This window comes from Kitasatospora sp. NPDC048407, from assembly GCF_043200475.1.
Lineage (GTDB): Bacteria > Actinomycetota > Actinomycetes > Streptomycetales > Streptomycetaceae > Kitasatospora.
On sequence record NZ_JBICXW010000016.1, the window covers coordinates 1 to 23,907 of the forward strand.

Sequence of the window (23,907 nt, forward strand, 5' to 3'; positions counted from 1 at the left end):
TCGCGAGGGAGTCCAGGTCAGGCGTCACAACCGACCTTTGGACTCCCTCGCGTCATTTCATGCACGCCAGCGAGCCCTTGGCATCAATCATCTAGGCGCCGGCGAAGGTCTTCCGGTAGGCGAGTGGTGAGACGCCGATCGCCGAGTGCAGGTGCTGGCGCAGCGACACCGCGTTGGCGAAGCCGACCCGGCCGGCGATCTGGTCGACCGTCAGGTCGGTGGCTTCGAGCAGGTGACGGGCCAGGGCGACGCGCTGCTGGGTGAGCCAGCGGCCGGGGCTCTGGCCCGTCTCGTCGTGGAAGCGGCGGGCGAAGGTGCGGCTGCTCATCGCGGCGTGCCCGGCCAGTTCGGCGAGGGTCAGCGGCTGGTGCAGCCGGGCCAGCGCCCACTCGCGGGTGGCGGCGGTGCCGGTGGCGCCGGCCGCCGGGACGGGCTGCTCGATGTACTGGGCCTGGCCGCCGTCGCGCCAGGGCGGGACGACGGCCAGCCGGGCGGCGTGGTTGGCGACGGCCGCGCCGTGGTCGCTCCGGAGCACGTGCAGGCACAGGTCGACGCCGGAGGCGGCGCCCGCCGAGGTGAGGATGTCGCCGTCGTCGACGAACAGCACGTCCGGGTCGAGCCGCACCTTGGGGAAGAGCTCGCGGAACCGGTCGGCGAGCGCCCAGTGGGTGGTGGCGGGCCGGTCGTCGAGCAGGCCGGCGGCGGCGAGCACGAACGCGCCGGTGCAGATCGAGATCAGTCGGGTGCCGGGCCGGATCAGCGCGAGTGCCTCGGTCGCCGCGGGGTCGAGCGCGCCGGTGGCGAGCGCGAAGTCGAAGGGCGGGATGACCACGGTGTCGGCCGTGCGGAGGATCTCCGGGCCGTGCGCGACGGTGATGGTGAAGTCGGCGTCCGAGCGCACCGGTTGGCCGTCGACGGTGCAGGTGGCCAGCTGGTAGCTGCCACCGGCGGCGGCGAACACCCGCCGGGGGATGCCGAGTTCGAAGGGGTACACGCCCTCCAGGGCGAGTACCGCGATCCGGTGCGGCGAGGTCTTCGTGGGCTTCGGCACGGCCACCCTCCTGGCAGGATCCCATCGGACAGTGACCATCATGCCACTGCCGTGGGCGACCCGGGCAAGCCAGGCTGGGGGCATGACGACGAACACGATGCGAGCGATCAGCCAGGACGTCCTGGGCGGCCCCGACGTCCTCAAGGTGGTGGAACTCCCGCGCCCGGAGCCCGGGTTGAGCGAGATCCTGGTGAAGGTCCGGGCCGCGGGCCTGAACCCGACGGACTGGAAGCACCGGGAGGGCGGCCTGTTCCTCGGCGAGCCCCCGTTCGTGCTCGGCTGGGACGTGGCCGGCACCGTGGAGGCGGTCGGCTTCGGCGTCACCCTGTTCAAGCCCGGCGACGAGGTCCTCGGCATGCTGCCCTACCCGCACGGCGTCGGCGGCCACGCCGAGTACGTGACCGGCCCCGCCCGGGCGTTCGCGCACCGGCCCGCCGGCGTGGACGTCGTCCAGGCCGGCGCGCTGCCGCTGGCCGCGCTGACCGCCTGGCAGGCGCTGGTGGACACCGCGCAGGTCAATGCCGGCGACCGGGTACTGGTGCACGCCGCGGCCGGCGGCGTCGGACACCTCGCCGTGCAGATCGCCAAGTCCCGCGGCGCGTACGTGATCGGCACCGCCGGCGCCGCGAAGCACGACTTCCTGCGCGGCATCGGCGTGGACGAGCCGATCGACTACCGGAGCACCGACTTCGCCGAGACGGTCCGCGACGTCGACGTGGTGCTGGACGCCGTCGGCGGCGAGTACCAGCTGCGTTCGCTGCGGACCCTGCGGCGCGGCGGCCTGCTGGTGTCGATCCTGCCCGTCCCCTTCGAGGGGCTGGCCGAGGAGGCCGAACGGCTCGGCGTGCGCACCGCGATGATGATGGTGGAGGCCGACCACGCCGGGATGGCGGCGATCGCGGACCTGGCCGAACGCGGCCTGCTGCGCGCCGAGATCGCCGGGACGTTCCCGCTGGAGCACGCCGCGAAGGCGCACGCCCTGGGCGACACCGGCCGCACCACCGGCAAGCTGGTGCTGGTGAACTGACCCGTCAGAGGCTCTGCAGGTGGGCCAGGGCCCGGTCGAGCAGGTCGGCGAGGTCGTCCCGGCCCTCGTGGTCGGCCCAGTACAGCGAGGTCTCGGTGAGGGCGGCGGCGACCGCGGCGGCGGTGATCCGCAGTTCGAGGGTGGGGGTGTCCAGGCCGGCCCGTTCGGTGAGCAGGTCGAGCATCATCGTGCGCGGCTGACCGGCGGCGTTGAGCATCCGCAGCCGCAGGGACGGGACGGAGGCGGTCAGCCGCATCCGCGCGTACAGCTCCTCCCGCTCCTGCTCGGCGATCCGGCGGACCAGCCCGACCAGCACCTCCCGGGCGGAGGTGAGGAACGGCTCGTCCGCCGGCCGGGCTCGGATCGCGGCGGCCATCACCGGGTCGTACTCGTCATTGAGGACGATGTCCTCCTTGGTCGGGAAGTACCGGAAGAAGGTGGCCGGGGAGACCTCCGCCGCCGCCGCGATCTGGTCGACGGTGGTGGCCTCCCAGCCCTGCTCCGCGAACAGCCGGAAGGCCTCCCGGCGCAGGGTCTGGCGGGTCTTCAGCTTCTTCCGCTCGCGCAGCGACATCGGGGCTTCGACCAGCTCCTCCAGCGAACCGGAGGAGCCTTCGGACGGGCGGGGCCGGGCGCTGCGCGGGGTGCTCATGCGGACGATTCTCCGGGATCACCGCCCGCCGCGGCCAGCGGCCGCGCCTCGGGAGCGGCCGGGGCCGGCGGCCGTGCCTGGGGAGCGGCCGGGGCCGGCGGCCGTGCCTGGGGAGCTGCCGGGGCCACGGGGTCGCCGCCGCCCGGCATCCTGGCCGCGACCAGCACGGCGGACAGCGCCGCCAGCACCCCGGCGGCCAGCAGCACCAGGCCCATGCCGTGCACGTACGCGACGTGCGCGGACGCGGCGAGCGACGGGTCGCCCAGCCGTTCGGCGACCGCGTCGGCGGCGATCACCGAACCGCGGACCCGGGGCGCGGCGTCCCCGGGGAGCGCCGGGAGGTGCAGCGCCGAGCGGTAGCCGGCGGCCAGCAGGCTGCCGAACACGGCGACGCCGACCGCGCCGCCCACCTGGCGGAGCGTCTGTGCCAGCCCGGAGCCGACCCCGGCCTTGGCGGGCGGCAGCAGGAGCAGCGCGGAGGCGGTCGCGGTGATCAGCACCAGGCCGAGCCCAGCACCGAACAGCGGCAGCCACAGCGCAGTCCACCCGTAGCCGTCGCCGGGCGCGGTGCGGCTGCCGAGCAGCAGGGCGAGGGCGGTCAGTGCCAGCCCGGCGGCGATCACGCCGCGCGGGGCGAAGCGGCGCACCAGGCGTTCGCCGAGCCGGGCGGCCACCAGCAGGCCGCCCATCATCGGCATCAGCCGCAGGCCACTGCCGAGGGCGTCGGTGCCCAGCACGCTCTGGAAGTAGGCGGGCAGCACGAAGAATCCGCCGAAGAGGGCGACCGAGACCAGGGTGACGGCGATCGCGCACCAGCGGAACACCGGTTCGGCGAGCAGCCGCAGGTCGAGCATCGGGTGGTCCTCCCGGCGGCTGCGCAGCACCAGCGCGGTCAGTGCGCCCACCGCGCCGAGCAGCGCGGCGAGCACCAGGGCGTCGCCCCAGCCGCGTTCGGCGCCCTCGATGATGCCCCAGGTGAGCGCGGCCAGGCCGCCGGCCGCGAGGGCGGCGGAGCGCAGGTCGATCCGGGGCGCGGCCGGGTCGGCGGACTCGGGGAGCAGCAGCAGGCAGGCCAGCACGCCGAGCACCACCAGCGGCACGTTGATCAGGAAGATCGAGCCCCACCAGTAGCCGCGCAGCAGCAGCCCGCCGACGACCGGCCCGAGCGGCACGCCGATGGCCGTCACGGTGGTCAGCAGCGCGGTGGCGCGGCGCTGCTCGGCGGGCGGGAAGACGGCGGGGATCACCGCCATCGACATCGGCATCACGAACGCGGCGGCCAGGCCCATCCCGGCGCGGGCCGCGATCAGGGTGGCGGGGCTGCCGGCCAGGGTGCCGAGCACGGAGGCCGCGCCGAACAGGGCGAGGCCGGTCACCAGGGTGCGGCGGCGGCCGAAGCGGTCGCCGAGCAGGCCGGCCGGGAGCAGGGCGGCGGCGAACACCACCGTGTAGGCGTCGACGATCCACTGCTGCTGCCCGGTGCCGGCGTCCAGCTGCCGGGCCAGGTCGGGCAGGGCGACGTTCAGCACGGTGGTGTCGAAACCGATGACGAGCACGCTGAGCGCGACCGCTACCAGCGCGATCCAGCGCCGGGGGTGCGGAGCGGGCATGACGGACCTCCATCCGAGTGAATCTCTCAAATGAGAGTAACTCTCAAAAGATGGTGAGCGTCAACCGAAGCCCGCGCTGCGGGATCCCCACTTCTGGAATTGATGCGCTGTTGATCCCCCGTTCGCCCGCGCTGCGTGCCGAACGTGTCACTGTAGGTGGGGAGTTCTCTGACGACTCGTCAGATGACCTGTCGGCCGGTGGGAGGTTTGCCAATGGAGTACGGAGCGACCGGGTTCTGGAGCGGCGTGGTCGGTGTGCTGGCCGCGCTGGCCGTCATAGCCGGGTACTTGATCGGCGGGGCCCGCGCGGTCTGGCTGGTCTCGGCGGTCGAGGTGCTGGCGGTGATGGCCTGGGTCGCGTACCGCTTCCGCGGCCGGGCGCACCAGCGCACGGCAGGCGAAGGGCCCGACGCGGCGCACTGCGAGCGCTGCCGTCGGGCCCGGGAGCGGCTGGAGGCGAGGGCGGCCCAGCCGGTGCGGTACTGACCGAACGGGCCGGTTCCGCGGGGGATCGTTTCTGTGGGGGGCTCAGGTGGCGGTGTACGCCACCAGCGAGATCCCCACGTACTGCACGATGAACGCGCCGAGGGTGAAGGCGTGGAACACCTCGTGGAAGCCGAACAGGCGCGGTGACGGGTTCGGGCGCTTGAGGCCGTAGATCACCCCGCCGATGGTGTAGAGCGCGCCGCCGACGATGATCAGCGTCAGGACGGCCGCGCCACCCTTGTGCAGGAAGTCCGGCAGGAAGAACACCGCCGCCCAGCCGAGCGCCACGTAACAAGGGGTGTACAGCCAGCGCGGGGCGCCGACCCAGAACACCCGGAACGCTATTCCGGCCAGCGCGCCGCCCCACACCAGCCACAGCAGCACCTGCTGCCGCGCGCCGTCCAGCAGCAGCATGGTGAACGGGGTGTACGTCCCGGCGATGATCAGGAAGATGTTGGCGTGGTCCAGCCGGCGCAGCACCGCCTCGCCGCGCGGCCCCCAGGTGAAGCGGTGGTACACCGCGCTCACGCCGAACAGCATCCAGGCGCTCACCGAGTAGACGACGCAGGCGATTCGCGCCGCCGTCGACTCGGCCAGGCAGATCAACACGATTCCGGCGGCCAGCGAGGCCGGGAACATGCCGGCATGCAGCCAGCCGCGCCACTTGGGCTTTGCGAGATCGAGGGCTTCCGCGGTCATGGCAGCATCTTACGGAACCGTAGGTTACCGGCGCGTAGGAAAGTGGCGATCCTCACTTTTAGACGTTCTGGAGTGTTCGGGGGGTGCCGGGGAGGGTCGAACTGGGTGCGTGGAGCGTGACTCGGAGTCCCCGAATCAGACACTCTGGAGTAAAGATCTCGTCAATGACGACAGTTTGACGAATGGAGGGCGGGTCGCCAGGTCTACCGTGTAAGGACCCTCAACCCCCGCGATGCCGTCTCCTGGCCGAGATGGTGTGAAACGGAGCGATCGTGTCGACTCAGATCTCTGCGCGCGCCGAGTCCGCGCCCACCCGCCACCAGCGCCTGGTGGAGTGGGTCAACGAGATTGCCGACCTCACCCAGCCCGACCAGGTGGTGTGGTGCGACGGTTCCGAGGAGGAGTACCACCGTCTCGCCGAGCAGCTCGTCGCCCAGGGCACCTTCACCAAGCTCGACGAGACCAAGCGGCCCAACTCCTACTACGCGGCCTCCGACCCGTCCGACGTCGCCCGCGTCGAGGACCGCACCTTCATCTGCTCGGAGAAGGAGGAGGACGCCGGCCCGACCAACCACTGGAAGGCCCCCGCCGAGATGCGGGACATCTTCTCCGGTGAGAACGGCCTGTTCCGCGGCGCGATGAAGGGCCGCACCATGTACGTGGTGCCGTTCTCCATGGGCCCCGTCGGCTCCCCGCTGGCCGCGTACGGCGTCGAGATCACCGACTCCGCCTACGTCGCCGTCTCGATGCGCGTGATGACCCGCATGGGCCAGGCCGTGCTCGACCAGCTCGGTGAGGACGGCGAGTTCGTCAAGGCCGTGCACACCGTCGGCGCCCCGCTCGCCGAGGGCGAGGCGGACGTCGCCTGGCCGTGCAACACCACCAAGTACATCTCGCACTTCCCGGAGACCAAGGAGATCTGGTCCTTCGGCTCCGGCTACGGCGGCAACGCCCTGCTCGGCAAGAAGTGCTACGCGCTGCGCATCGCCTCCACCATGGCCCGCGACGAGGGCTGGCTGGCCGAGCACATGCTCGTCCTCAAGCTCACCCCGCCGTCCGGCGAGGCGAAGTACGTCACCGCCGCGTTCCCGTCCGCCTGTGGCAAGACCAACCTCGCCATGCTCCAGCCCACCATCCCGGGCTGGAAGGTCGAGACCATCGGCGACGACATCGCCTGGATGCGCTTCGGCGCCGACGGCCGGCTCTACGCCATCAACCCCGAGGCCGGCTTCTTCGGCGTCGCCCCCGGCACCGGCGAGGACACCAACGCCAACGCCATCAAGACCCTCTGGGGCAACACCGTCTTCACCAACGTCGCCCTCACCGACGACGGCGACGTGTGGTGGGAGGGCCTCACCAAGGACGCCCCCGCCCACCTCACCGACTGGCGCGGCAACGACTGGACCCCCGAGTCCGAGGCCCCCGCCGCCCACCCGAACTCCCGGTTCGCCGTCCCCGCCGCGCAGTGCCCGACCATCGCCCCCGAGTGGGAGGACCCGGCCGGCGTCCCGATCTCGGCGATCCTGTTCGGCGGCCGCCGCGCCACCGCCGTTCCGCTGGTCACCGAGTCCTTCGACTGGCAGCACGGCGTCTTCCTCGGCGCCAACATCGCCTCCGAGAAGACGGCCGCCGCCGAGGGCACCGTCGGCGAGCTGCGCCGCGACCCGTTCGCCATGCTGCCGTTCTGCGGCTACAACATGGGCGACTACTTCGCGCACTGGCTGAAGGTCGGCGCCGAGGCCGACGCCACCAAGCTGCCGAAGATCTACTACGTCAACTGGTTCCGCAAGAACGCCGGCGGCAAGTTCGTGTGGCCCGGCTACGGCGAGAACAGCCGCGTCCTGAAGTGGATCGTCGAGCGCCTCGAAGGCACCGCCGAGGGCGTCGAGACGCCGATCGGCGTGCTGCCGACCGTCGAGAGCTTCGACCTCGACGGCCTGGAGATCCCGGCCGCCGACCAGGAGCTGCTGTTCACGGTCGACCGCGAGATCTGGAAGCAGGAGGCCGCGCTGGTTCCGGCCCACCTGGAGATGTTCGGCGAGCACACGCCGAAGGAGCTGTGGGACGAGTACCAGGCCCTGGTGAAGCGACTCGGCTGACGCCGGACGACCCCTGCACAAGGTCCGGTCGAGGAGGGACGCCCCTCCTCGACCGGACCTTGCCGTATGTGGCCTTCCGCTTCGCGCAGTTCCGCGCCCTGGTTTCGCGCCCGCCTGCCGTGCCCCTACGCCTGTACGTAGCCGGAGAGGAAGTCTCCGATGCGGGTGACCGCGCTGGTGATGTCGTCCGGGTGGGGGAGGGTGACCAGGCGGAAGTGGTCGGGGGCGGGCCAGTTGAAGCCGGTGCCCTGGACGATCAGGATCCGCTCGGCGCGGAGCAGGTCGAGGACCATCCGCGCGTCGTCCTTGATCTTGTAGACCTGCGGGTCGAGCCGCGGGAACGCGTACAGCGCGCCCTTGGGCTTCACGCAGGAGACGCCGGGGATCTCGTTGAGCAGCCGGTACGCGGCGTCGCGGGAGGCGAGCAGCCGACCGCCGGGCAGGATCAGGTCCTGGATGGACTGGCGTCCGCCGAGGGCCGCGGCGACGGCGTGCTGGGCGGGCATGTTGGCGCACAGGCGCATCGAGGCGAGGACGTTGAGGCCCTCGATGTAGGAGCGGGCGCGCTGCTGGTCGCCGGAGAGCACCATCCAGCCGCTGCGGAATCCGGCCACCCGGTAGGACTTGGACATGCCGTTGAAGGTGACGCAGAACAGGTCCGGGGCGAGGGTGGCGAGCGGGATGTGCTCCACGCCGTCGTAGAGGATCTTGTCGTAGATCTCGTCCGCGTAGATCACCAGCTTGTGCTGCCGGGCGAGTTCGACGATCCCCTCCAGCAGTTCGCGCGGGTAGACCGCGCCGGTGGGGTTGTTGGGGTTGATCACGACGATCGCCCGGGTGCGGTCGGTGATCTTCGCGGCGATGTCGGCCAGGTCGGGGTACCACTCGGCCTGTTCGTCGCACCGGTAGTGGACGGCGGTGCCGCCGGCCAGCGAGACCGAGGCCGTCCACAGCGGGTAGTCGGGGGCGGGGACGAGGACTTCGTCGCCGTCGTCGAGGAGGGCGGTCATGGCGAGCTGGATCAGCTCGGAGACGCCGTTGCCCAGGTAGACGTCCTCGACGGTCAGGCCGTGCAGGCCGCGGTCCTCGTAGTGCATGACCACGGCGCGGCGGGCCGACAGGAGGCCCTTGGAGTCGCCGTAGCCGTGCGCGGAGGACAGGTTGCGGAGGATGTCCTGGAGGATCTCGGGCGGGGCTTCGAAGCCGAACGCGGCCGGGTTGCCGGTGTTGAGCTTGAGGATGCGGTGGCCCTGCTCCTCCAGCCGCATCGCCTCGTCGAGCACCGGGCCGCGAATGTCGTAGCAGACATTGGCGAGTTTGCTGGACTGGATGACCTGCATGCCCGATTACTTTACGGGCGCGCCGGGCCCGTCTCCGCGTGGTGTTCGCCACCTGGACACGGACGGGTGAACGGTGGTGCGGCGGTAGGGTCGCGGCGGGCCGTCAGGGGAGGCGTCGGATGCTCGGGGCAGTGCTGGGTGCGGTGCTGGGTCTGCTGGTGGGGGTGCCGCTGCGGTCGGCGGTGGTGCGGTACGCGGTGCCGGGCGGCGAGCCGTGGCGGGCCTGCGCGGTGACGCCGCTGGGCCGTTGCGTGCGCTGCGGGGAGCGGGCCGGACCGCCGCCGCTGGCCGTGGAGCTGACCGCCGGGGCGGTCGGCGCCGCGCTCGCCGGGTACGCGCCGGGGCGGTGGCTGCCGCTGCTGGCGTGGGTGGCGCTGTTCGGCGTGGCGCTGGGGTTCGTGGACGCCGCGGTGAAGCGGCTGCCGGACGCCCTGACGCTGCCGCTGCTGGCGGGCACGGCCCTGCTGGTCCCGCTCGCCGACCACCGACCGGAGGTGTGGCTGCGCTGCGTGCTGGCGGCGGGCGCACTCGGGGGCGTGTTCCTGCTGCTGGCGCTGTTCGCGCCGATGGGCCTGGGAGACGTCAAACTCGCCCCCTCGCTCGGCGCCGTGCTCGGCCTGGCCGGCTGGCGGACGTTCTACGCCGGTCTCCTCTACATGTGGCTGATCGCCGCGCTGTGGGCGGTCGCCCTGCTGGTGCTGCGCCGGGCGGGCCGCCGCACCGAACTGGCCTTCGGCCCGGCGATGCTGCTGGGCACCCTGGCGGCCGTGCTGGTCACCGTCCGCTGAAAAGGGGCGGGGCCCGTCGTACCCCCAGTGGTGCGACGGGCCCCTGTGCACCTGCCCCACCCTCAAGGAGCGGTGCACCGGCGGAGAGTCACGGCATGTTGCGGAGGAAGGCCCCGACGTTGTTGGAGAACTCGTTGCCGTTGTTGGCGTCCCAGTTGGTGGACCAGGTCATCGCGCCGCGGATGGTCGGCCACTTGGCCGGCGGGACGAAGGTGCCGCAGTGGTTGCCGGTGGCCAGGCAGTCCAGCGCGTTGTTGACCACGGTGGAGTTGACGTAGCCGCCGCCCGCCGCCTTGCTGGAGGCGGGGACGCCGATGCCGACCTGGTCGGGCCGCAGGCCGCCCTGGATGTGGGTGCAGACCTGCGCGGTGATGAAGTCGACGGTGCCCTGGGTGTAGACCTTTCCGTCGCAGCCGTTCATGCCACCGGAGTTGTAGAACTGGGTGTTGACGACGGTCAGGATGTCCTTGGTGGCCAGCGCCAGCTGGAAGTACGCGCCGGCGGTGGAGTACATCCCGATGGTCTCGGGGGCCATGGTCAGCACGAAGCCGGAGCCGACCTTGGCCTGCAGGGTGTGCAGCGCCTGCGCCATGTAGGTGGCGTTGACGCCGTTCTCCAGGTCGACGTCGATGCCGTCGAAGCCGTACTGCTGGATCAGCTTGTACGCCGAGTCGGAGAACGCGGTCGCGGCGGCCGAACTGCCCACCGAGATCGCGCCGTTCTGGCCGCCGATGGAGAGCACGACCTTCTTGCCGGCGGCGTGCTTGGCGGCGATGTCGGCCTTGAAGTCGGCGTCGGTGTAGCCGCCGAGCTTGGTGGCCAGCGCCGGGTCCAGGGTGAAGGAGATCGCGCCCTGGGTGGTGGTCGCGTCGGCGAAGGACACCGCGATGATGTCGTACGCGGACTGCACGTCGCGCAGCCGCTGCACGGTCGAGCCGTTGTCGAAGTTCTGCCAGTAGCCGGTCATCGCGTGCTTGGGCAGGCCGGTGTTCGGCGGCGGGGTGGTCGCCGAGCCGGACGGGCTGGGCGAGTTGGACGCCGACGGGGAGGCGCTCTGCGACGGCGAGGCCGAGGCGGACGGCGAGGCGCTCTGCGACGGGGAGGCCGACGCGGAGGTGGACGGCTTCGGCGAGACGGAGCTGGCGGACGGCGACGGGGAGGCGGTGCCGCCCGGGCCGATCAGCTGGATGTCGTCGGCGTAGTAGGTGGGCTGGCCGTACCAGCCGTGGATGTACAGGGTGACGCTGGTGGTGCTGGCGCCGGTGGTGAAGGTGGTGTTCAGCTGGTTCCAGCTGCTCTGCGCCGACCAGGTGGACGGGTCGGTGCCGCCGGTGCCGCGGGCGCCCAGGTAGACGTACGAGCCCTGGACCCAACCGTTCAGCGAGTAGGCGGTGTTGGGGAGCACCGAGACGGTCTGGGTGCACTCCGCGGTGTCGCCGGCGCCCGGGGTGGCGGCCAGCGCGCCGGTGCCGGAGTGGACCGGGGTGGTGACCGTGCCGGCGTTGCCGGTGCAGGTCCAGCCGGCGAGGCCGGAGTCGAAACCGCCGTTGGTCACCAGGTTGCCGACCGCGGCGTTCGCGCCGCCGGCCGACAGCGCCAGGCCGGTGCCGGCCAGGGCCAGCGCGGTCGCGGTGGCCAGCACCGCCGGGAACTTGTTGCGGCGCCGGTGGGACGGCTGCTGCAGGGTACGGGCCATGACAGGCTCCAGTGCAGGAGTGGGGGAGGGGGCGTGGGGGGAGAGCAGACGTGGCGGGGGAAGGAAGAGCCGCCGCGGTGGGGGTCGCGGCGGCTCCGCTGTGGGGGTGGGTCCGCTGTGGTGCTGACCACACGCTGGACTAGACCAATGGCAAGCGTCAAGACCCGGAATCCGGTTTAGGGACCGTTTAAGGATTCGGAGACCGTTCCGTATCCCGCCCCGTGCGCGCACTGTGACAAGACCGGTACCTGCGGTTTTACCTCCGGTAATGCCGGGCGGAGTAGGCTGCGCCAGGGGATTCGCACCCGGAGCAATCAGCACGGAGGGGCCGTTCACGATGGGTCTGCGCGATGTGGTCGAGCGCACGCCGGGACTGCGCATCCTGCTGGACCGGGCCTACCGGCTGTACGGCCGCCGGGTCGAGGTGCACCTGGCCAACACCCCCCGCCACATCGGCGTGATCCTGGACGGCAACCGCCGCTGGGCCAAGGCCACCGGCGGCACCACCGCCTACGGCCACCAGCGCGGCGCCGACAAGATCAGCGAGTTCCTGGGCTGGTGCGAGGAGACCGACGTCCGCGTCGTCACCCTCTGGATGCTCTCCACCGACAACCTGGCCCGCCCCGCCGAGGAGCTCGTCCCGCTGCTCGGCATCATCGAGGACGCCGTCCAGGGCCTGGTCGACGCCGGCCGCTGGAAGGTCCACCCGGTCGGCGCGCTCGACCTGCTGCCCGCCCCCACCGCCGAGGTGCTCAAGCGCGCCGAGCAGCAGACCGCGCACATCGACGGACTGACCGTCAACGTCGCCATCGGCTACGGCGGCCGGCAGGAAATCGCCGACGCCGTCCGCTCGTTGCTCCAGGAACACGCCGGCCGCGGCACCTCGATCGAGGAACTGGCCGAAATCCTCGACGTCGAGCACATCGCCGAGCACCTCTACACCAAGGGCCAGCCCGACCCCGACCTGGTGATCCGCACCTCCGGCGAGCAGCGGCTGTCCGGCTTCCTGCTCTGGCAGTCCGCACACAGCGAGTTCTACTTCTGCGAGGCCTACTGGCCCGCCTTCCGCAAGGTCGACTTCCTGCGGGCACTGCGCGACTACCAGCTGCGCAACCGGCGGATGGGGCGCTGACGCCCGGCCAATTCCCTTGGGTGCCCGGTCGGTTCCTCATACCCGTGCTGCCCCCGGGCTGTGCTCATCCGCTGTGGTGAGGTAGTGGTGCCCGGTCGGTTCCTCATACCCGGACGCCCACCGGGAAAACGTTCACCCGTTGTGATCCCGCCGTTCGTTCAGGCGCGAATGCGGGCCTCCTCGCCTGGGAATACTCCGCTCAGACCGTCCCCCCGGCCAGCGGGGCCGCGGGGACCGGTGGGCCGCGGGTGACGTCGGGTCACCCGCTCTGGAGGGCTAGTGGTCAGTACCAAGAGCCGCCGGACACCAGACCGGCGCACGTACGTCCTCGACACCAGCGTGCTCCTGGCCGACCCTCTCGCCATGACGCGCTTCGAGGAGCACGAGGTGGTCCTCCCGGTGGTCGTCGTGACCGAGTTGGAGGCCAAGCGGCACCACCCGGAGCTCGGCTACTTCGCCCGCCAGGCGCTGCGCCTGCTGGACGACTACCGGATCCGCTACGGCCGGCTCGACGAGCCGATCCCGGTGGGCGAGTTGGGCGGCACCATCCGGGTCGAGCTGAACCACTCCGACCTGTCGATCCTGCCGGCCGGCTACCGGACGGGCGGCGGCGAGGCGGACACCCGGATCCTCGCGGTCGCCCGCAACCTGCAGGCCGAGGGCTACGACGTCACCGTGGTCTCCAAGGACCTGCCGCTGCGGATCAAGGCGAGCTCGGTCGGGCTGCTGGCCGAGGAGTACCGGGCCGAGCTGGCGATCACCTCCGGCTGGACGGGCATGACCGAACTGCACGTCCCCGCCGACCAGGTGGACGAGCTGTTCGCCGGCCAGGAGCACGCCCTCTCGGTCGACGGTGCCGAGCAACTCCCGGTCCACACCGGCCTGGTGCTGCACTCCGAGCGAGGCCGCGCGCTGGGCCGGGTGGCCCCCGACGGCCGGGTGCGGCTGGTCCGCGGCGACCGCGAGGCGTTCGGCCTGCGTGGCCGCAGTGCCGAGCAGCGGATCGCGCTCGACCTGCTGCTCGACCCGGAGATCGGGATCATCTCGATGGGTGGCCGGGCCGGCACCGGCAAGTCCGCGCTCGCCCTGTGCGCCGGCCTGGAGGCCGTCCTGGAGCGCCGCCAGCACCGCAAGGTGATGGTGTTCCGCCCGCTGTACGCGGTCGGCGGCCAGGAACTCGGCTACCTGCCGGGCAGCGAGGCCGAGAAGATGGGCCCCTGGGCGCAGGCGGTGTTCGACACCCTCTCCGCCGTCACCACCCAGGACGTGATCGAAGAGGTCATCTCCCGCGGCATGTTGGAGGTGCTGCCGCTCACCCACATCCGCGGGCGCTCGCTGCACGACGCCTTCGTGATCGTGGACGAGGCGCAGTCCCTGGAGCGGAACGTGCTGCTCACGGTGCTCTCCCGGATCGGCCAGAACTCCCGTGTGGTGCTCACCCACGACGTCGCCCAGCGGGACAACCTGCGGGTCGGCCGGTACGACGGCGTGGTCGCCGTGGTGGAGAAGCTGAAGGGCCATCCGCTGTTCGCCCATGTCACGCTCACGCGTTCGGAGCGTTCGCCGATCGCCGCACTGGTGACCGAGATGCTGGAGGACATCCAGCCGTAGGCATAACCGGACACACCGGGGCAAAGGGGTCTGACGCGTACCGTCAGGCCCCTTCGCTGTCAGCCCTGTTGACGACCCCTCTGCCGATGGTCCGCCAAACGCCCAGGTGGCGAAGTTTGTGAGATCCGCCACGGCACAGGGAATTGCGTAGACACCGTCGCGTGCGGCATGGTGAGGGTTCTGTCAGGCCCCGCGTACGGCAATTCCTCGCCCGGCAACTCCGGTCGGCGGGCGGAAAACTGAACACCGCAAGGCCGTACGCCGCTCGATTCCACCGCCGCTCCGGGCCCGCCCGGGGGGACGGCCGAGCCAGCGCCTCCCGTGACCAGAGTTCGACGGAGGCCAGTGACCAGGGGCATCTTGCGCCCGGAGGTCACACGCCGGGCGACGCTGGAAGGAAACCATGTGACTCGGATCTCGGTCCGGGGAGTCGCTGTCGCCTCCGCCACCGCGGTGACCGCCGTCGGTGCTGTCGTAGGTGCGGCCTCTGGCAGTGAGGGCAAGACCGTTCAGACGGTCGACGTCGCGAGCGCCACCCTGCTCGCCGACGCGCCCACCGGTGCACAGGCCCAGAACGTCAGCGACGGCATCAGCCGCCAGGCCAACGCCCAGCAGGTCTCCGCCGACGCCGCAGCCAAGAAGGCCGCGGAAGAGGCCGCCCGCCAGAAGGCCGCCGCCGACGCCCAGGCGAAGGCCGACGCGGAGAAGGCCGCCAAGGCGGCCGAGGAGAAGCGTCAGAAGGAGGAGGCCAGCCGCGCCTCCGCCCGCAGCGTGCTCGCCACCGTCCCGGCCGGCTCGGTCCAGGACATGGCGCTGCAGATCGTCGGCGACGCCAACCAGTTCCAGTGCTTCAGCCAGATCGTCAAGCGCGAGAGCGGCTGGGACTACACCGCCACCAACGCCTCCTCCGGCGCCTACGGCCTGGTCCAGGCGCTGCCGGGCTCCAAGATGGCCTCGGCCGGCGCGGACTGGCGCACCAACCCCGCGACCCAGATCAAGTGGGGCCTCAACTACATGAACAGCCGCTACGGCAGCCCCTGTGGCGCCTGGTCGTTCTGGCAGTCGCACCACTGGTACTAGGCCCAACGGCTGGTACCGGGCCCAAAGGCTTCGTATCGAAGGGCCCCGTTTCTCGCACGGCCGAGAACGGGGCCCTTCGTGCTGCCGCGAGACAGCGGCCTCTGAGCGGGCCGTGCCGCCCGGGCGGCGCTGACCAGTGCGCTGCGGGCGGCGACGGTCCGGTGCGGACGCGGGGGAGCGGAGCGGGTCCTGGTTCCACCACTCCCGGCCGGTCCGCCGACAGAAGGTCCGTTGAGGCCCCTTCCCACCTTTGGCCGGACGAAACGGGCGCATTGATGCTGATTTGCCCGGAACCTCCTGGAACCGGTCCTTGATACCACCGCGCCCCGGGGCCCCGTCGGCAGGTAGCGTTTCTGGCCGACGGCCGCGCGACCCGCGGCCGCGGAGCAGACGACGCGGGGGAGACCGGGCAGTGACGGAAGAGACGAACGGCGGCCGCTGGCGCGGTGTCGCCAAGATAGGGGCGTTGGCGGCCGGGCTGTTCGCCGCCGCCGAACGCCGCCGCCGCGCGGCCATCACCGCCGAGGCGCAGGCGCTCGCCACCGAGCAGGCCGTCGAACTCGCCGCCGAGCGGGCCGCCCGGCGCACCGTCGAGCAGACGACCCGTCAACTCGCCGGTCACGAAGGCGCATCGGCCGAAGGCCCGGCCGTCGCCGTCGCGCCCCAGGAGCCGGCGGCCGGGCCGACCGTCCCCGCCCCGCGCAGCGCCGAACAGCAGGCCGGCGCGCCCTCGTTCGGCCGTCCCGCCACCCCCGCGGACGCGGTGCCGTGGACGCTGCGGGTCGCCGCCGAGTCCACCTGGCGGCTGCTGCTGATCGGCGTCGCCCTCTACGTGGTCTTCCGGGTCATCGACACGCTGCGGCTGGTCGCCTTCTCGGCCCTCGCCGCGGTGCTGATCGCCGCGCTGCTGGAACCCACCGTCTCCTGGCTGCGCCGGCACGGCGTCCCGCGCTCGGTGGCCGCCGCCGGCACCTTCATGTCCGGCCTGGCCGGCATCGGCCTGGTCGGCTGGTTCGTGTTCTGGCAGGTGTCCACCAACCTCGACTCGGTCACCGTCAAGGTGCAGGACGGTGTCCGGCAGCTGCGGGACTGGCTGCTCAACGGTCCGTTCCACCTCACCCAGGACCAGCTGAACAACTTCACCAACCAGATCACCACGGCCATCGGCAAGAACTCCGACCAGCTGACCTCGGCCGGCTTCACCGGCGTCAGCATCGCCGTCGAACTGCTCACCGGCATCGCGCTGGCCGCCTTCACCGTCTTCTTCCTGCTCTACGACGGCGCCGGGATCTGGAACTGGACGCTGCGCGGCCTGCCCCGGCACTCCCGGTACGCGATGGCCGGCGCCGGGCCCAAGGCCTGGGCCACGCTGACCGCGTACGTCCGCGGCACCGTCACCGTCGCCTTCATCGACGCGCTGTGCATCGGCATCGGGCTCCAGCTGCTCGGGGTGCCGATGGCGATGCCGCTCGCGGTGATCATCTTCCTGGGCGCGTTCGTGCCGCTGGTCGGCGCGCTGGTCACCGGCACCATCGCGGTGCTGATCGCGCTGGTCACCGTCGGACCGTTCAAGGCGCTGATGGCGCTGGTCGTGCTGGTCGCCGTCCAGCAGCTGGAGGGACACATCCTGCAGCCGCTGATCCTCGGCCGGGCCGTGCGGGTCCACCCGCTGGCCGTGGTGCTCGGCGTCGCCGCGGGCTCCATCGTCGGCGGCATCGCCGGCGCGATCGTGGCGGTCCCGCTGATCGCCGTGACCAACACCGTCACCGGGCACCTGCGGCAGCGGAACGCTGCCGGGCAGGAGGTCTTCCAGGCGATAGAGGCGGCCCGCAAGCAGTAGATACGGCAAACGGAAAGGTCCGCCGGTGGAGGGGTTCCCTCCGCGGGCGGACCTTTCCGTCTGTTTGTCGCTGCCCGTCAGGCCAGCTGCGCTTCGGCGTCCAGCACCGAGGCGACGGCCTGGACGGTCGCGGCGATCTTGACGGAGGCCTGGATGACCTCACGCTCGACGCCGGCCTTGCGCAGCACGCCCTCGTGCGAGTCGAGGCACTGACCGCAGCCGTTGATCGCGGAGACCGCGAAGCACCACAGCTCGAAGTCGACCTTGTCGACGCCCGGGTTGCCGATGATGTTCATCCGCAGACCGGCCCGCATCGTCCCGTACTCCTTGTCGGAGAGCAGGTGCAGCGTCCGGTAGTAGACGTTGTTCATCGCCATGATCGCGGCGGCGCCCTTGGCGGCCTGGTAGGCCTCCGGGGACAGCTGCGACTTGGCCTCAGGCTCCAGCTCGCGCAGCACGGCCGGCGAACCGGTCGCCATCGCGCAGGCCAGCACGGTGCCCCAGAGCTGCTGCGCCGGCAGGTCCGAGTTGCCGATGACCGAGCCCAGGTTGAGCTTCAGGTCCTTGGCGTAGTCCGGCAGCGCGGCCTTCAGTTCGTCGAGAGCCATGGGGGTCAGCCGGCCAGCAGGGCCTGGGCGTCGAGGGTGTCCTCGCCCTTGTTCCAGTTGCACGGGCACAGCTCGTCAGTCTGCAGGGCGTCCAGCACCCGCAGGACCTCCTTGGGGTTACGGCCGACGGAGCCGGCGGTCACCATGACGAACTGGATCTCGTTGTTCGGGTCGACGATGAACACCGCGCGCTGGGCGGTGCCGTCCGCGCCCTCGACGCCGCAGGCGCGCATCAGGTCGTGCTTGATGTCGGCGAGCATCGGGAAGGGCAGGTCGCGCAGGTCCTTGTGGTCCTTGCGCCAGGCGTGGTGGACGTACTCCGAGTCACCGGACACGCCGAGGACCTGGGCGTCACGGTCGGCGAACTCCTCGTTCAGCTTGCCGAACGCCGCGATCTCGGTCGGGCAGACGAAGGTGAAGTCCATCGGCCAGAAGAAGACGACCTTCCACTTGCCCTCGTAGGTCTTGTGGTTGATCTCGGCGAAGGCGTTCGCGGCGTCGAGGTCAACGCAGGCGTTGAGTTCGTACTCGGGGAACTTGTCGCCGATCGTCAGCACGTCGTTACTCCAAGGGTTGAGATGAGGGTTGTCCGTATTGCGGACATTTCTAGCGTCGCACAGGGGCTACTGATCAGTGAAATCGGATCTGCTGCTTTGCCTGATAGGCAATCCCGATCAGTGCGGCACACTGGAGGCAGCATTGGACCACATCGGATCACCGCAGGAAGCGCCGTCGTGAAGCACCCTACGCAACGCACCCCCACCCTCTCCCAGCTGCGGGCCTTCGCTGCCGTCGCCGAACACCTGCACTTCCGCGAGGCTGCCGCCGCGATCGGCACCAGCCAGCCCGCGCTGTCCGGCGCCGTCGCCGCGCTCGAGGAGACCCTCGGCGCGCAACTCGTCGAACGCACCACCCGGCGCGTCATGATCACCCCGCTCGGGGAGCGCGTCGCCGCCCACGCGCGCCAGGTGCTGTCCGCGCTGCACGCCCTCACCGAGGAGGTCGAGGCCGCCCGCCGCCCCTTCACCGGGCCACTGCACCTCGGCGTGATCCCCACCGTCGCGCCCTACCTGCTGCCGACCGTCCTGCGACTCGTCCGCGACGCCTACCCCGACCTCGAACTGCACGTCCACGAGGAACGCACCCCCTCCCTGCTCGACGGTCTCGCCACCGGAAGACTCGACCTGCTGCTGCTCGCCCTGCCCGCCGGCGGGAGCGCCCCCGTGGCCGAAATCCCGCTGTTCGACGAGGACTTCGTGCTGATCGTGCCGCCCGAACATCCGCTCGCCGGACGGTCCGACGTCCCGCGCGACGTGCTGCTCGACCTTGACGTACTGCTGCTCGAAGAAGGCCACTGCCTGCGCGACCAGGCCCTCGACATCTGCCGCGAAGTCGGCGCCGACGCCTCCGGCGGCAGCACCCGCGCCGCCGGGCTCTCCACCCTCGTCCAGCTGGTGGCCGGCGGACTCGGTGTCACTCTGCTCCCCGCCACCGCACTCGCCGTCGAGACCGGCCGCACCGACCGCCTCGCCGCCGTCCGCTTCGCCGCCCCCACCCCCGGCCGCCGCATCGGCCTCGCCCACCGGCCCGGCTCCGCCCGCACCCCGGAATACGACCGCTTCGCGGCGGCCCTCTGCGACGCGCTACGGGGCTTGCCGGTCCGCATCGCGCCCACCCACCCGCCCGTGACCCCACCGCCGAGGTGACCCCCCGGGGGGCGCTCGGCGGTTGACGTGCACGTTGCCCCGGCCCGCCCACCCGCCCGTGACCCCGCCCGCAGAGGTGAACCCCCCGGGTGCGCTGGCGTTCGGCGATTGACGTGCACGCCATCCCGGCCCGCCCACCCGCCCGTGACCCCGCCGCCGAGGTGAACCCCCGGGGGCGCTGGCGGCGGCCACGGGCGTTCGCATTGCCCCGGCTCTCTTCGCCTTCTGCTGTCGGGGTCACGGGTGGGTGGGCGGGCGAGGGCTGGGCATAACACCCCGCAGGGGGTGGTGGCCCGGTGTATGTGTCGCGGATCAGGGTTTCCGGCGTGAAGTGTTTCGGCGGGGCGCGGGAGGTGGATCTGGCGCTCCCTCCGGGGCCGGGGTGGAACGTGGTGGCGGGGCCGAACGGGAGCGGGAAGAGCACGCTGCTGCGGGCGGTCGCGATGGCGCTCGGGGCGTTGCCGGGTGGCGAGAGAAGCGCATGGGGCGACGGCTGGGTGGAGGCGGAGCCCGCGCCGCGCTGGCGGGTCGGTGAGGCGCAGGGCGCGCGGCGGGCGCGTTTCGTGGAGCCCGGCCAGGGCCGAGAAGTCCCGTTGGACGCCGAGCTGGTGGCCGGCGTGCTGCCCCCCGGCTGGCGGGTCAGCGATCCGGAGCGGCAGTACGTCGCGCACGGCGCGCTGGAGCTGCCACTGGACGAACTGGGCGACGGCGTCGCCGCGTTGGCTCGCATGGTCGGTCAGGTCGCGGCAACCCCGCACCCGGGCCCGGTGCTGATCGACGATGTGGACCGCCACCTGCACCCGGTGTGGCAGCAGCGTCTCGGCCCGTGGCTGACCGAGCACTTCCCGCGCACCCAGTTCCTGGTCGCCACCCACAGCCCGTACGTCTGCCAGGCTGCCGACCCGGGCGCGCTGATCCGTCTCCCGGGCCCCGGCGAGGAGTTCGCGCCGCACCGGCTGGACGAGGACCTGCGGCAGCGGGTGCTGTACGGCAGTGGGGAGGACACCGTCCTGTCGGAGCTGTTCGGGCTTCCGAGCGCCTACTCGCCGGCCGCCGAGGCCGAACGCAGGCTGCTGGTACGGCTGGAGCGCAAGATGTACGCGGGCCGGGCCACCGACGCGGAGCTCGCCGAGTACCGGGAGCTCGGGGCGAAGCTGAACAGCTCGCTGACCGCCCGGGTCGACGAGGTCACCGCGCGGCTGCTCGGCCGGGACCAGTGATCCCGCTCCAGCGGCCGGCCCTGCAGCCGCGGCTGGCCGCCGACCTCGAGCGGGCCACGGCCGGGATCCGGACGGCGGGCCCGAGCACCGCGTCCGGCCGTGCCGCGTGGCGCAAAGCCGTCCGTCCGAAAGCCCAACTGCGGTTGATGCTGCGGCAGATGGCGCCCGGGTTGGAGCGCTGCATGTACTGCGGGGACAACCTGGGCACCGACATCGACCACTTCGAGCCGATCGCCCAGGCGCCGCTGCGCACCTTCGACTGGCAGAACCACCTGCTGGCGTGCGCGCACTGCAACAGCAACCGCAAGCGCGACCGCTTCCCGCGTGACCCGGCCACCGGCGACGCGCTGCTGGTCGACCCGTGCCGCGAGGATCCGGCCGACCACCTGCGGCTCTACCTGGACTCCGGCGCGTACGACCCGCTGACCGTCCGCGGCGAGGCCACCATCGAGGTGTTCGGCCTCAATGAGCGGCCCGAACTGGTGCGCGGCCGACGGCTGATGTTCGCCGTGGTCAAGGCGCTGCTGCTGACCTGGCAGGCGGCCGACGGGGCCGCGGCCGAGGAGTACGTGGCGGCGCTGCGCGAGATCCACCACGCCGACGTGCTGCGCACCGTCCTCGGACTGCGCCGCAGTCGCCCGCTGGCGCTCGCCGTGCTCGGCCCGGACGTCCTCGGCGCACTCGACCAACTTGCCGCCGCCGACCCAAGGTTCAGTGCCTGAAGGCGCTCAGATGCGCTGCTCGAACCAGACCACTTTGCCCGCCCCCAGCCGGGTCGCACCCCACCGGTCCGCACACCGGGCGACTATCTGGAGGCCGCGCCCACGCTCCTCGTCGGGGCCCGCCCGGCGGGTGCGGGGCAGCGCCGCCGAGTCGTCGCCGACCTCGCAGCGCAGCCGCGAGGTGCGCACCAGCCGGAGCGTCACCGGGCGGGTGGCGTGCCGGATCGCGTTGGTGACCAGCTCGCTGACCATCAGTTCGCAGTTCTCCCGCAGATGGTCCAGGCCCCAGTTGTGCAGCGCGTGCCCGGCCAGCCGGCGCGCCCGGCCCGGCGTCTCGTGCCGCGGCTGGAGGTACCAGTAGGCGACGTCGGAGGCCGGGATCCCGTCGAACGCGGCGGCCAGCAGCGCGATGTCGTCGGCCCGGTCGCCCGGCGGTAGGATCCGCAGCGCCTCCTGACACAGCTGCTCGGGGGTGAGCCGGTTCGCCCCCTCCAACCGGGCCCGCAGCAGTTCGAGGCCGGTGCCCAGCGGGCGGCGGCGGGTCTCCACCAGGCCGTCGGTGAACAGCAGCAGCGAGGATCCGGGCGGCGCGGCCAGCTCCACCGAGGTGAAGTCCACGCCGCCGACGCCGATCGGCGCGCCGGGTGGCAGGTCCAGCAGCTCACTGGCGCCGTCCGGGCCGACCAGCACCGGCGGCACGTGCCCGGCGTTGGCGATCACCACCCGGCCCGCGATCGGGTCGTACACCGCGTACACGCAGGTCGCCAAGTGGTGCTCGCGGCCCAGGCGTTGAGCCTGCTCGTCGAGGTGATACAGCACCTCGTGCGGCGGCAGGTCCAGGCCCGCCAGGGTCTGCGCGGAGGTGCGCAGCTGGCCCATCACCGCGGCCGAGGTCAGCGAGTGGCCCATCACGTCGCCGGCGATCAGTGCCACCCGGTTGCCCGGCAGCGGGATCGAGTCGTACCAGTCGCCGCCGACCTGCGCCCCGCGCTCGCCCGGCAGGTAGCGGTGCGCCAGGCGCACGCCGTGCGGCTGCGGCAGGTGCGCGGGCAGCATCGAGCGCTGCAACTCGTCCGCGATCTCCCACTCGCGGGTGTAGCGCAGCGCGGTGTCCACGGCCAGGCCCGCGTGGGTCGCCAGGTGCGCGGCCGTCGCGGTGTCCGCCGGGTCGAACGACACCGGCTGCCCGTCCGCGGCCGGGCGCCGGATCAGCAGCAGCATGCCGAGCGCGGCCTGCCGCCCGTGCAGCGGCAGCGCCAGCAGCGCCGTCCCCGCCGGCAGCCGGCCCAGCGCCCGGGCGCCGAGCAGCTCGGCGGGCAGGCCGCCGCGCCGCTCGTCCAGCACGGTCGGGCCGTGCGGGGCGCGCCGCTCCAGGGCACGCTCCAGCGCGCTGCCGGGCGGCACCGGGCGCAGGCCGCCGGAGCGGCCCAGCTTCGTCCCGGCGGTGTGCAGCACCCGCAGCGCGCGCGGACGCCCCAGGTCGCGCTCGACGTCCGGCAGGGGGTCGCGGACCAGCACCACCAAGGCGTCCGCGAGCTCCGGCACCAGCACCCGGCCCAGGTTGCGCAGGGTGGCCTTCAGATCCAGCGAACTGTTGATCCGCCGGGCCGCACCGTCCAGGTACGCCAGGCGCTCGGCAAGCCGGGGCAGCCCGTCGGGCGGCGGATGCCGCTGGACGGGGACGGCGGGCTGCTGCCCCGCCAGGGGCTCCAGGTGGTCGCGCACGGGCTGCCCGATTCTGTGCAGATGTGGAGGACGTCGAAGGCGGCGGCTGACTCCCGGTCAGCCGGTGCGCCGACAGCGCAGGTACAGCTGGGTCTCCGGCGGCTGCGCAGACCCCGCCGGGGCGTAGGACTGGCTGTCCACCGCCTCCACGGCGAAACCGGACCGCTCCAGCAGGCCGACCAGGTCCTCACGCAGATAGCCGCTGACCCGGATCCGCTGGTCCAGGAACGGCAGCGCCGCGTCGTCCAGGTCCGCCTCCACCATGCCCAGCGCCAACAGGCCGCCCGGGCGCAGCAGTTCACGGATCCGGCCGAGCGCCTCGGCGATCTCCGCCCGCGGCAGCATCAGCAACGAGAAGAACGCCGCCGCACCGTCCAGCGTCCCCGCCCCGGCCGGCCCCAACTCGGGCACGCCCCACAGTTCTTCGGCGTTCCCGGTGGCCAGGTCGACGACGTCGAAGCGGTGGAACACCGCCTCCGGCACCGCCTTCCGGGCCTGCTCCAGCATGCCCGCCGAGAGATCCACACCGATCACCCGCAGCCCACCGTCCGCCAGCTGACGCGCGGTCGGTTCACCCGCGCCACAGCCCACGTCCAACACCACGGCCCCGGCCGGAAGCTGCTCCACCAGCCACCCGGCACACGCCAACTGGCCCGACCTGGCCGGAAACACCTCCTGGTACCGCTCCCCCATCGCATCGAAGGCAGCGGCCTGGCCGGCCCGCTCGGCCCGGCGGCCCTCCCCCGCGGACGCCCGCTCGGCGTCGGCGGGGACTTCAGTCTGTTCGTCCGTCACGTGATCTGGGCACCTCTCCC

General features: G+C 72.1%; 21 protein-coding genes. 11 read left to right on the forward strand and 10 right to left on the reverse strand.

From position 1 onward, the window contains the following. Positions 1 to 91: 91 nt before the first annotated feature. Positions 92 to 1,090 carry a GlxA family transcriptional regulator gene (locus ACGFWJ_RS25800; protein WP_392954054.1) on the reverse strand — a complete coding sequence of 333 codons (999 nt, stop codon included), beginning with the start codon at positions 1,088 to 1,090 and terminating at the stop codon, positions 92 to 94. Positions 1,091 to 1,133: 43 nt separating this feature from the next. Between ACGFWJ_RS25800 and ACGFWJ_RS25805 the strand changes: the two genes are divergently transcribed. Next, positions 1,134 to 2,078, forward strand: a complete 945-nt coding sequence (locus ACGFWJ_RS25805) for an NADP-dependent oxidoreductase (RefSeq protein ID WP_392953744.1) — start codon at positions 1,134 to 1,136, stop codon at positions 2,076 to 2,078. A gap of 4 nt (positions 2,079 to 2,082) precedes the next feature. On the opposite strand, the gene ACGFWJ_RS25810 is transcribed toward ACGFWJ_RS25805, so the two are convergent. Then, positions 2,083 to 2,730 (reverse strand): TetR family transcriptional regulator, encoded by a 648-nt coding sequence (locus tag ACGFWJ_RS25810; RefSeq protein WP_392953747.1) that lies wholly within the window; start codon positions 2,728 to 2,730, stop codon positions 2,083 to 2,085. Beyond that, on the reverse strand, positions 2,727 to 4,340 hold the full coding sequence (locus ACGFWJ_RS25815; RefSeq protein ID WP_392953750.1) for an MFS transporter: 1,614 nt from the start codon (positions 4,338 to 4,340) through the stop codon (positions 2,727 to 2,729). The genes ACGFWJ_RS25810 and ACGFWJ_RS25815 overlap by 4 nt, the downstream gene beginning before the upstream one ends. A gap of 213 nt (positions 4,341 to 4,553) precedes the next feature. Between ACGFWJ_RS25815 and ACGFWJ_RS25820 the strand changes: the two genes are divergently transcribed. Then, on the forward strand, positions 4,554 to 4,826 hold the full coding sequence (locus tag ACGFWJ_RS25820) for a hypothetical protein (RefSeq protein ID WP_392953753.1): 273 nt from the start codon (positions 4,554 to 4,556) through the stop codon (positions 4,824 to 4,826). A gap of 42 nt (positions 4,827 to 4,868) precedes the next feature. Here ACGFWJ_RS25820 and ACGFWJ_RS25825 read toward each other — a convergent pair whose 3' ends face one another. After that, positions 4,869 to 5,525: a hemolysin III family protein gene (locus tag ACGFWJ_RS25825; RefSeq protein WP_392953756.1), complete on the reverse strand. Its 657-nt coding sequence runs from the start codon at positions 5,523 to 5,525 to the stop codon at positions 4,869 to 4,871. 272 nt (positions 5,526 to 5,797) lie between these two features. On the opposite strand from ACGFWJ_RS25825, the gene ACGFWJ_RS25830 reads away from it, so the two are divergent. Then, positions 5,798 to 7,624: a phosphoenolpyruvate carboxykinase (GTP) gene (locus ACGFWJ_RS25830; protein WP_392953759.1), complete on the forward strand. Its 1,827-nt coding sequence runs from the start codon at positions 5,798 to 5,800 to the stop codon at positions 7,622 to 7,624. 125 nt (positions 7,625 to 7,749) lie between these two features. Here ACGFWJ_RS25830 and ACGFWJ_RS25835 read toward each other — a convergent pair whose 3' ends face one another. Beyond that, positions 7,750 to 8,964, reverse strand: a complete 1,215-nt coding sequence (locus ACGFWJ_RS25835; RefSeq protein WP_392953762.1) for a pyridoxal phosphate-dependent aminotransferase — start codon at positions 8,962 to 8,964, stop codon at positions 7,750 to 7,752. Positions 8,965 to 9,083: 119 nt separating this feature from the next. On the opposite strand from ACGFWJ_RS25835, the gene ACGFWJ_RS25840 reads away from it, so the two are divergent. After that, positions 9,084 to 9,752, forward strand: a complete 669-nt coding sequence (locus ACGFWJ_RS25840; protein ID WP_392953765.1) for a prepilin peptidase — start codon at positions 9,084 to 9,086, stop codon at positions 9,750 to 9,752. Positions 9,753 to 9,840: 88 nt separating this feature from the next. On the opposite strand, the gene ACGFWJ_RS25845 is transcribed toward ACGFWJ_RS25840, so the two are convergent. Beyond that, positions 9,841 to 11,448, reverse strand: coding sequence for a chitinase (locus ACGFWJ_RS25845; protein ID WP_392953768.1), 1,608 nt, complete (start codon positions 11,446 to 11,448; stop codon positions 9,841 to 9,843). Between the two features lie 337 nt (positions 11,449 to 11,785). On the opposite strand from ACGFWJ_RS25845, the gene ACGFWJ_RS25850 reads away from it, so the two are divergent. The 4 genes from ACGFWJ_RS25850 (at position 11,786) to ACGFWJ_RS25865 (ending at position 17,111) form a co-directional block, all read left to right on the forward strand. Next, complete coding sequence (locus ACGFWJ_RS25850) at positions 11,786 to 12,580, forward strand: isoprenyl transferase (RefSeq protein WP_387637841.1); 795 nt, start codon at positions 11,786 to 11,788, stop codon at positions 12,578 to 12,580. A gap of 279 nt (positions 12,581 to 12,859) precedes the next feature. Beyond that, positions 12,860 to 14,191: a PhoH family protein gene (locus ACGFWJ_RS25855; RefSeq protein ID WP_392953771.1), complete on the forward strand. Its 1,332-nt coding sequence runs from the start codon at positions 12,860 to 12,862 to the stop codon at positions 14,189 to 14,191. 405 nt (positions 14,192 to 14,596) lie between these two features. Then, on the forward strand, positions 14,597 to 15,271 hold the full coding sequence (locus ACGFWJ_RS25860; RefSeq protein WP_387637835.1) for a transglycosylase SLT domain-containing protein: 675 nt from the start codon (positions 14,597 to 14,599) through the stop codon (positions 15,269 to 15,271). A gap of 412 nt (positions 15,272 to 15,683) precedes the next feature. Further along, entirely contained in the window at positions 15,684 to 17,111 is a 1,428-nt protein-coding gene (locus ACGFWJ_RS25865) for an AI-2E family transporter (protein ID WP_392953775.1), read from the forward strand. Between the two features lie 77 nt (positions 17,112 to 17,188). Here the strand turns inward: ACGFWJ_RS25865 and ACGFWJ_RS25870 are convergent, their stop codons facing one another. Both ACGFWJ_RS25870 and ACGFWJ_RS25875 read right to left on the reverse strand, forming a co-directional pair. Beyond that, complete coding sequence (locus ACGFWJ_RS25870) at positions 17,189 to 17,719, reverse strand: alkyl hydroperoxide reductase (RefSeq protein ID WP_387637829.1); 531 nt, start codon at positions 17,717 to 17,719, stop codon at positions 17,189 to 17,191. 5 nt (positions 17,720 to 17,724) lie between these two features. Continuing rightward, complete coding sequence (locus ACGFWJ_RS25875) at positions 17,725 to 18,276, reverse strand: peroxiredoxin (RefSeq protein WP_387637826.1); 552 nt, start codon at positions 18,274 to 18,276, stop codon at positions 17,725 to 17,727. Between the two features lie 177 nt (positions 18,277 to 18,453). On the opposite strand from ACGFWJ_RS25875, the gene ACGFWJ_RS25880 reads away from it, so the two are divergent. The 3 genes from ACGFWJ_RS25880 (at position 18,454) to ACGFWJ_RS25890 (ending at position 21,367) form a co-directional block, all read left to right on the forward strand. After that, positions 18,454 to 19,425, forward strand: a complete 972-nt coding sequence (locus tag ACGFWJ_RS25880; protein ID WP_392953778.1) for a LysR substrate-binding domain-containing protein — start codon at positions 18,454 to 18,456, stop codon at positions 19,423 to 19,425. Between the two features lie 302 nt (positions 19,426 to 19,727). Then, positions 19,728 to 20,645: an AAA family ATPase gene (locus ACGFWJ_RS25885; RefSeq protein WP_392954057.1), complete on the forward strand. Its 918-nt coding sequence runs from the start codon at positions 19,728 to 19,730 to the stop codon at positions 20,643 to 20,645. Continuing rightward, the gene (locus ACGFWJ_RS25890) at positions 20,642 to 21,367 is read left to right on the forward strand and encodes an HNH endonuclease (protein ID WP_392953781.1); all 726 of its coding nucleotides are present in this window, start codon (positions 20,642 to 20,644) and stop codon (positions 21,365 to 21,367) included. Before ACGFWJ_RS25885 ends, ACGFWJ_RS25890 begins: the two co-directional genes overlap by 4 nt. A gap of 6 nt (positions 21,368 to 21,373) precedes the next feature. Here ACGFWJ_RS25890 and ACGFWJ_RS25895 read toward each other — a convergent pair whose 3' ends face one another. Further along, positions 21,374 to 23,092: a SpoIIE family protein phosphatase gene (locus ACGFWJ_RS25895; protein WP_392953784.1), complete on the reverse strand. Its 1,719-nt coding sequence runs from the start codon at positions 23,090 to 23,092 to the stop codon at positions 21,374 to 21,376. Positions 23,093 to 23,149: 57 nt separating this feature from the next. After that, positions 23,150 to 23,887, reverse strand: a complete 738-nt coding sequence (locus ACGFWJ_RS25900) for a methyltransferase (protein ID WP_392953787.1) — start codon at positions 23,885 to 23,887, stop codon at positions 23,150 to 23,152. Positions 23,888 to 23,907 lie beyond the last annotated feature (20 nt).

Coding starts and splice junctions, on each gene's coding strand:
- ACGFWJ_RS25835 (WP_392953762.1), bottom strand. CDS start 8,964: ATGCAGGTCATCCAGTCCAGCAAACTCGCCAATGTCTGCTACGACATT.
- ACGFWJ_RS25810 (WP_392953747.1), bottom strand. CDS start 2,730: ATGAGCACCCCGCGCAGCGCCCGGCCCCGCCCGTCCGAAGGCTCCTCC.
- ACGFWJ_RS25815 (WP_392953750.1), bottom strand. CDS start 4,340: ATGCCCGCTCCGCACCCCCGGCGCTGGATCGCGCTGGTAGCGGTCGCG.
- ACGFWJ_RS25805 (WP_392953744.1), top strand. CDS start 1,134: ATGACGACGAACACGATGCGAGCGATCAGCCAGGACGTCCTGGGCGGC.
- ACGFWJ_RS25845 (WP_392953768.1), bottom strand. CDS start 11,448: ATGGCCCGTACCCTGCAGCAGCCGTCCCACCGGCGCCGCAACAAGTTC.
- ACGFWJ_RS25870 (WP_387637829.1), bottom strand. CDS start 17,719: ATGGCTCTCGACGAACTGAAGGCCGCGCTGCCGGACTACGCCAAGGAC.
- ACGFWJ_RS25820 (WP_392953753.1), top strand. CDS start 4,554: ATGGAGTACGGAGCGACCGGGTTCTGGAGCGGCGTGGTCGGTGTGCTG.
- ACGFWJ_RS25825 (WP_392953756.1), bottom strand. CDS start 5,525: ATGACCGCGGAAGCCCTCGATCTCGCAAAGCCCAAGTGGCGCGGCTGG.
- ACGFWJ_RS25850 (WP_387637841.1), top strand. CDS start 11,786: ATGGGTCTGCGCGATGTGGTCGAGCGCACGCCGGGACTGCGCATCCTG.
- ACGFWJ_RS25800 (WP_392954054.1), bottom strand. CDS start 1,090: ATGGTCACTGTCCGATGGGATCCTGCCAGGAGGGTGGCCGTGCCGAAG.
- ACGFWJ_RS25840 (WP_392953765.1), top strand. CDS start 9,084: ATGCTCGGGGCAGTGCTGGGTGCGGTGCTGGGTCTGCTGGTGGGGGTG.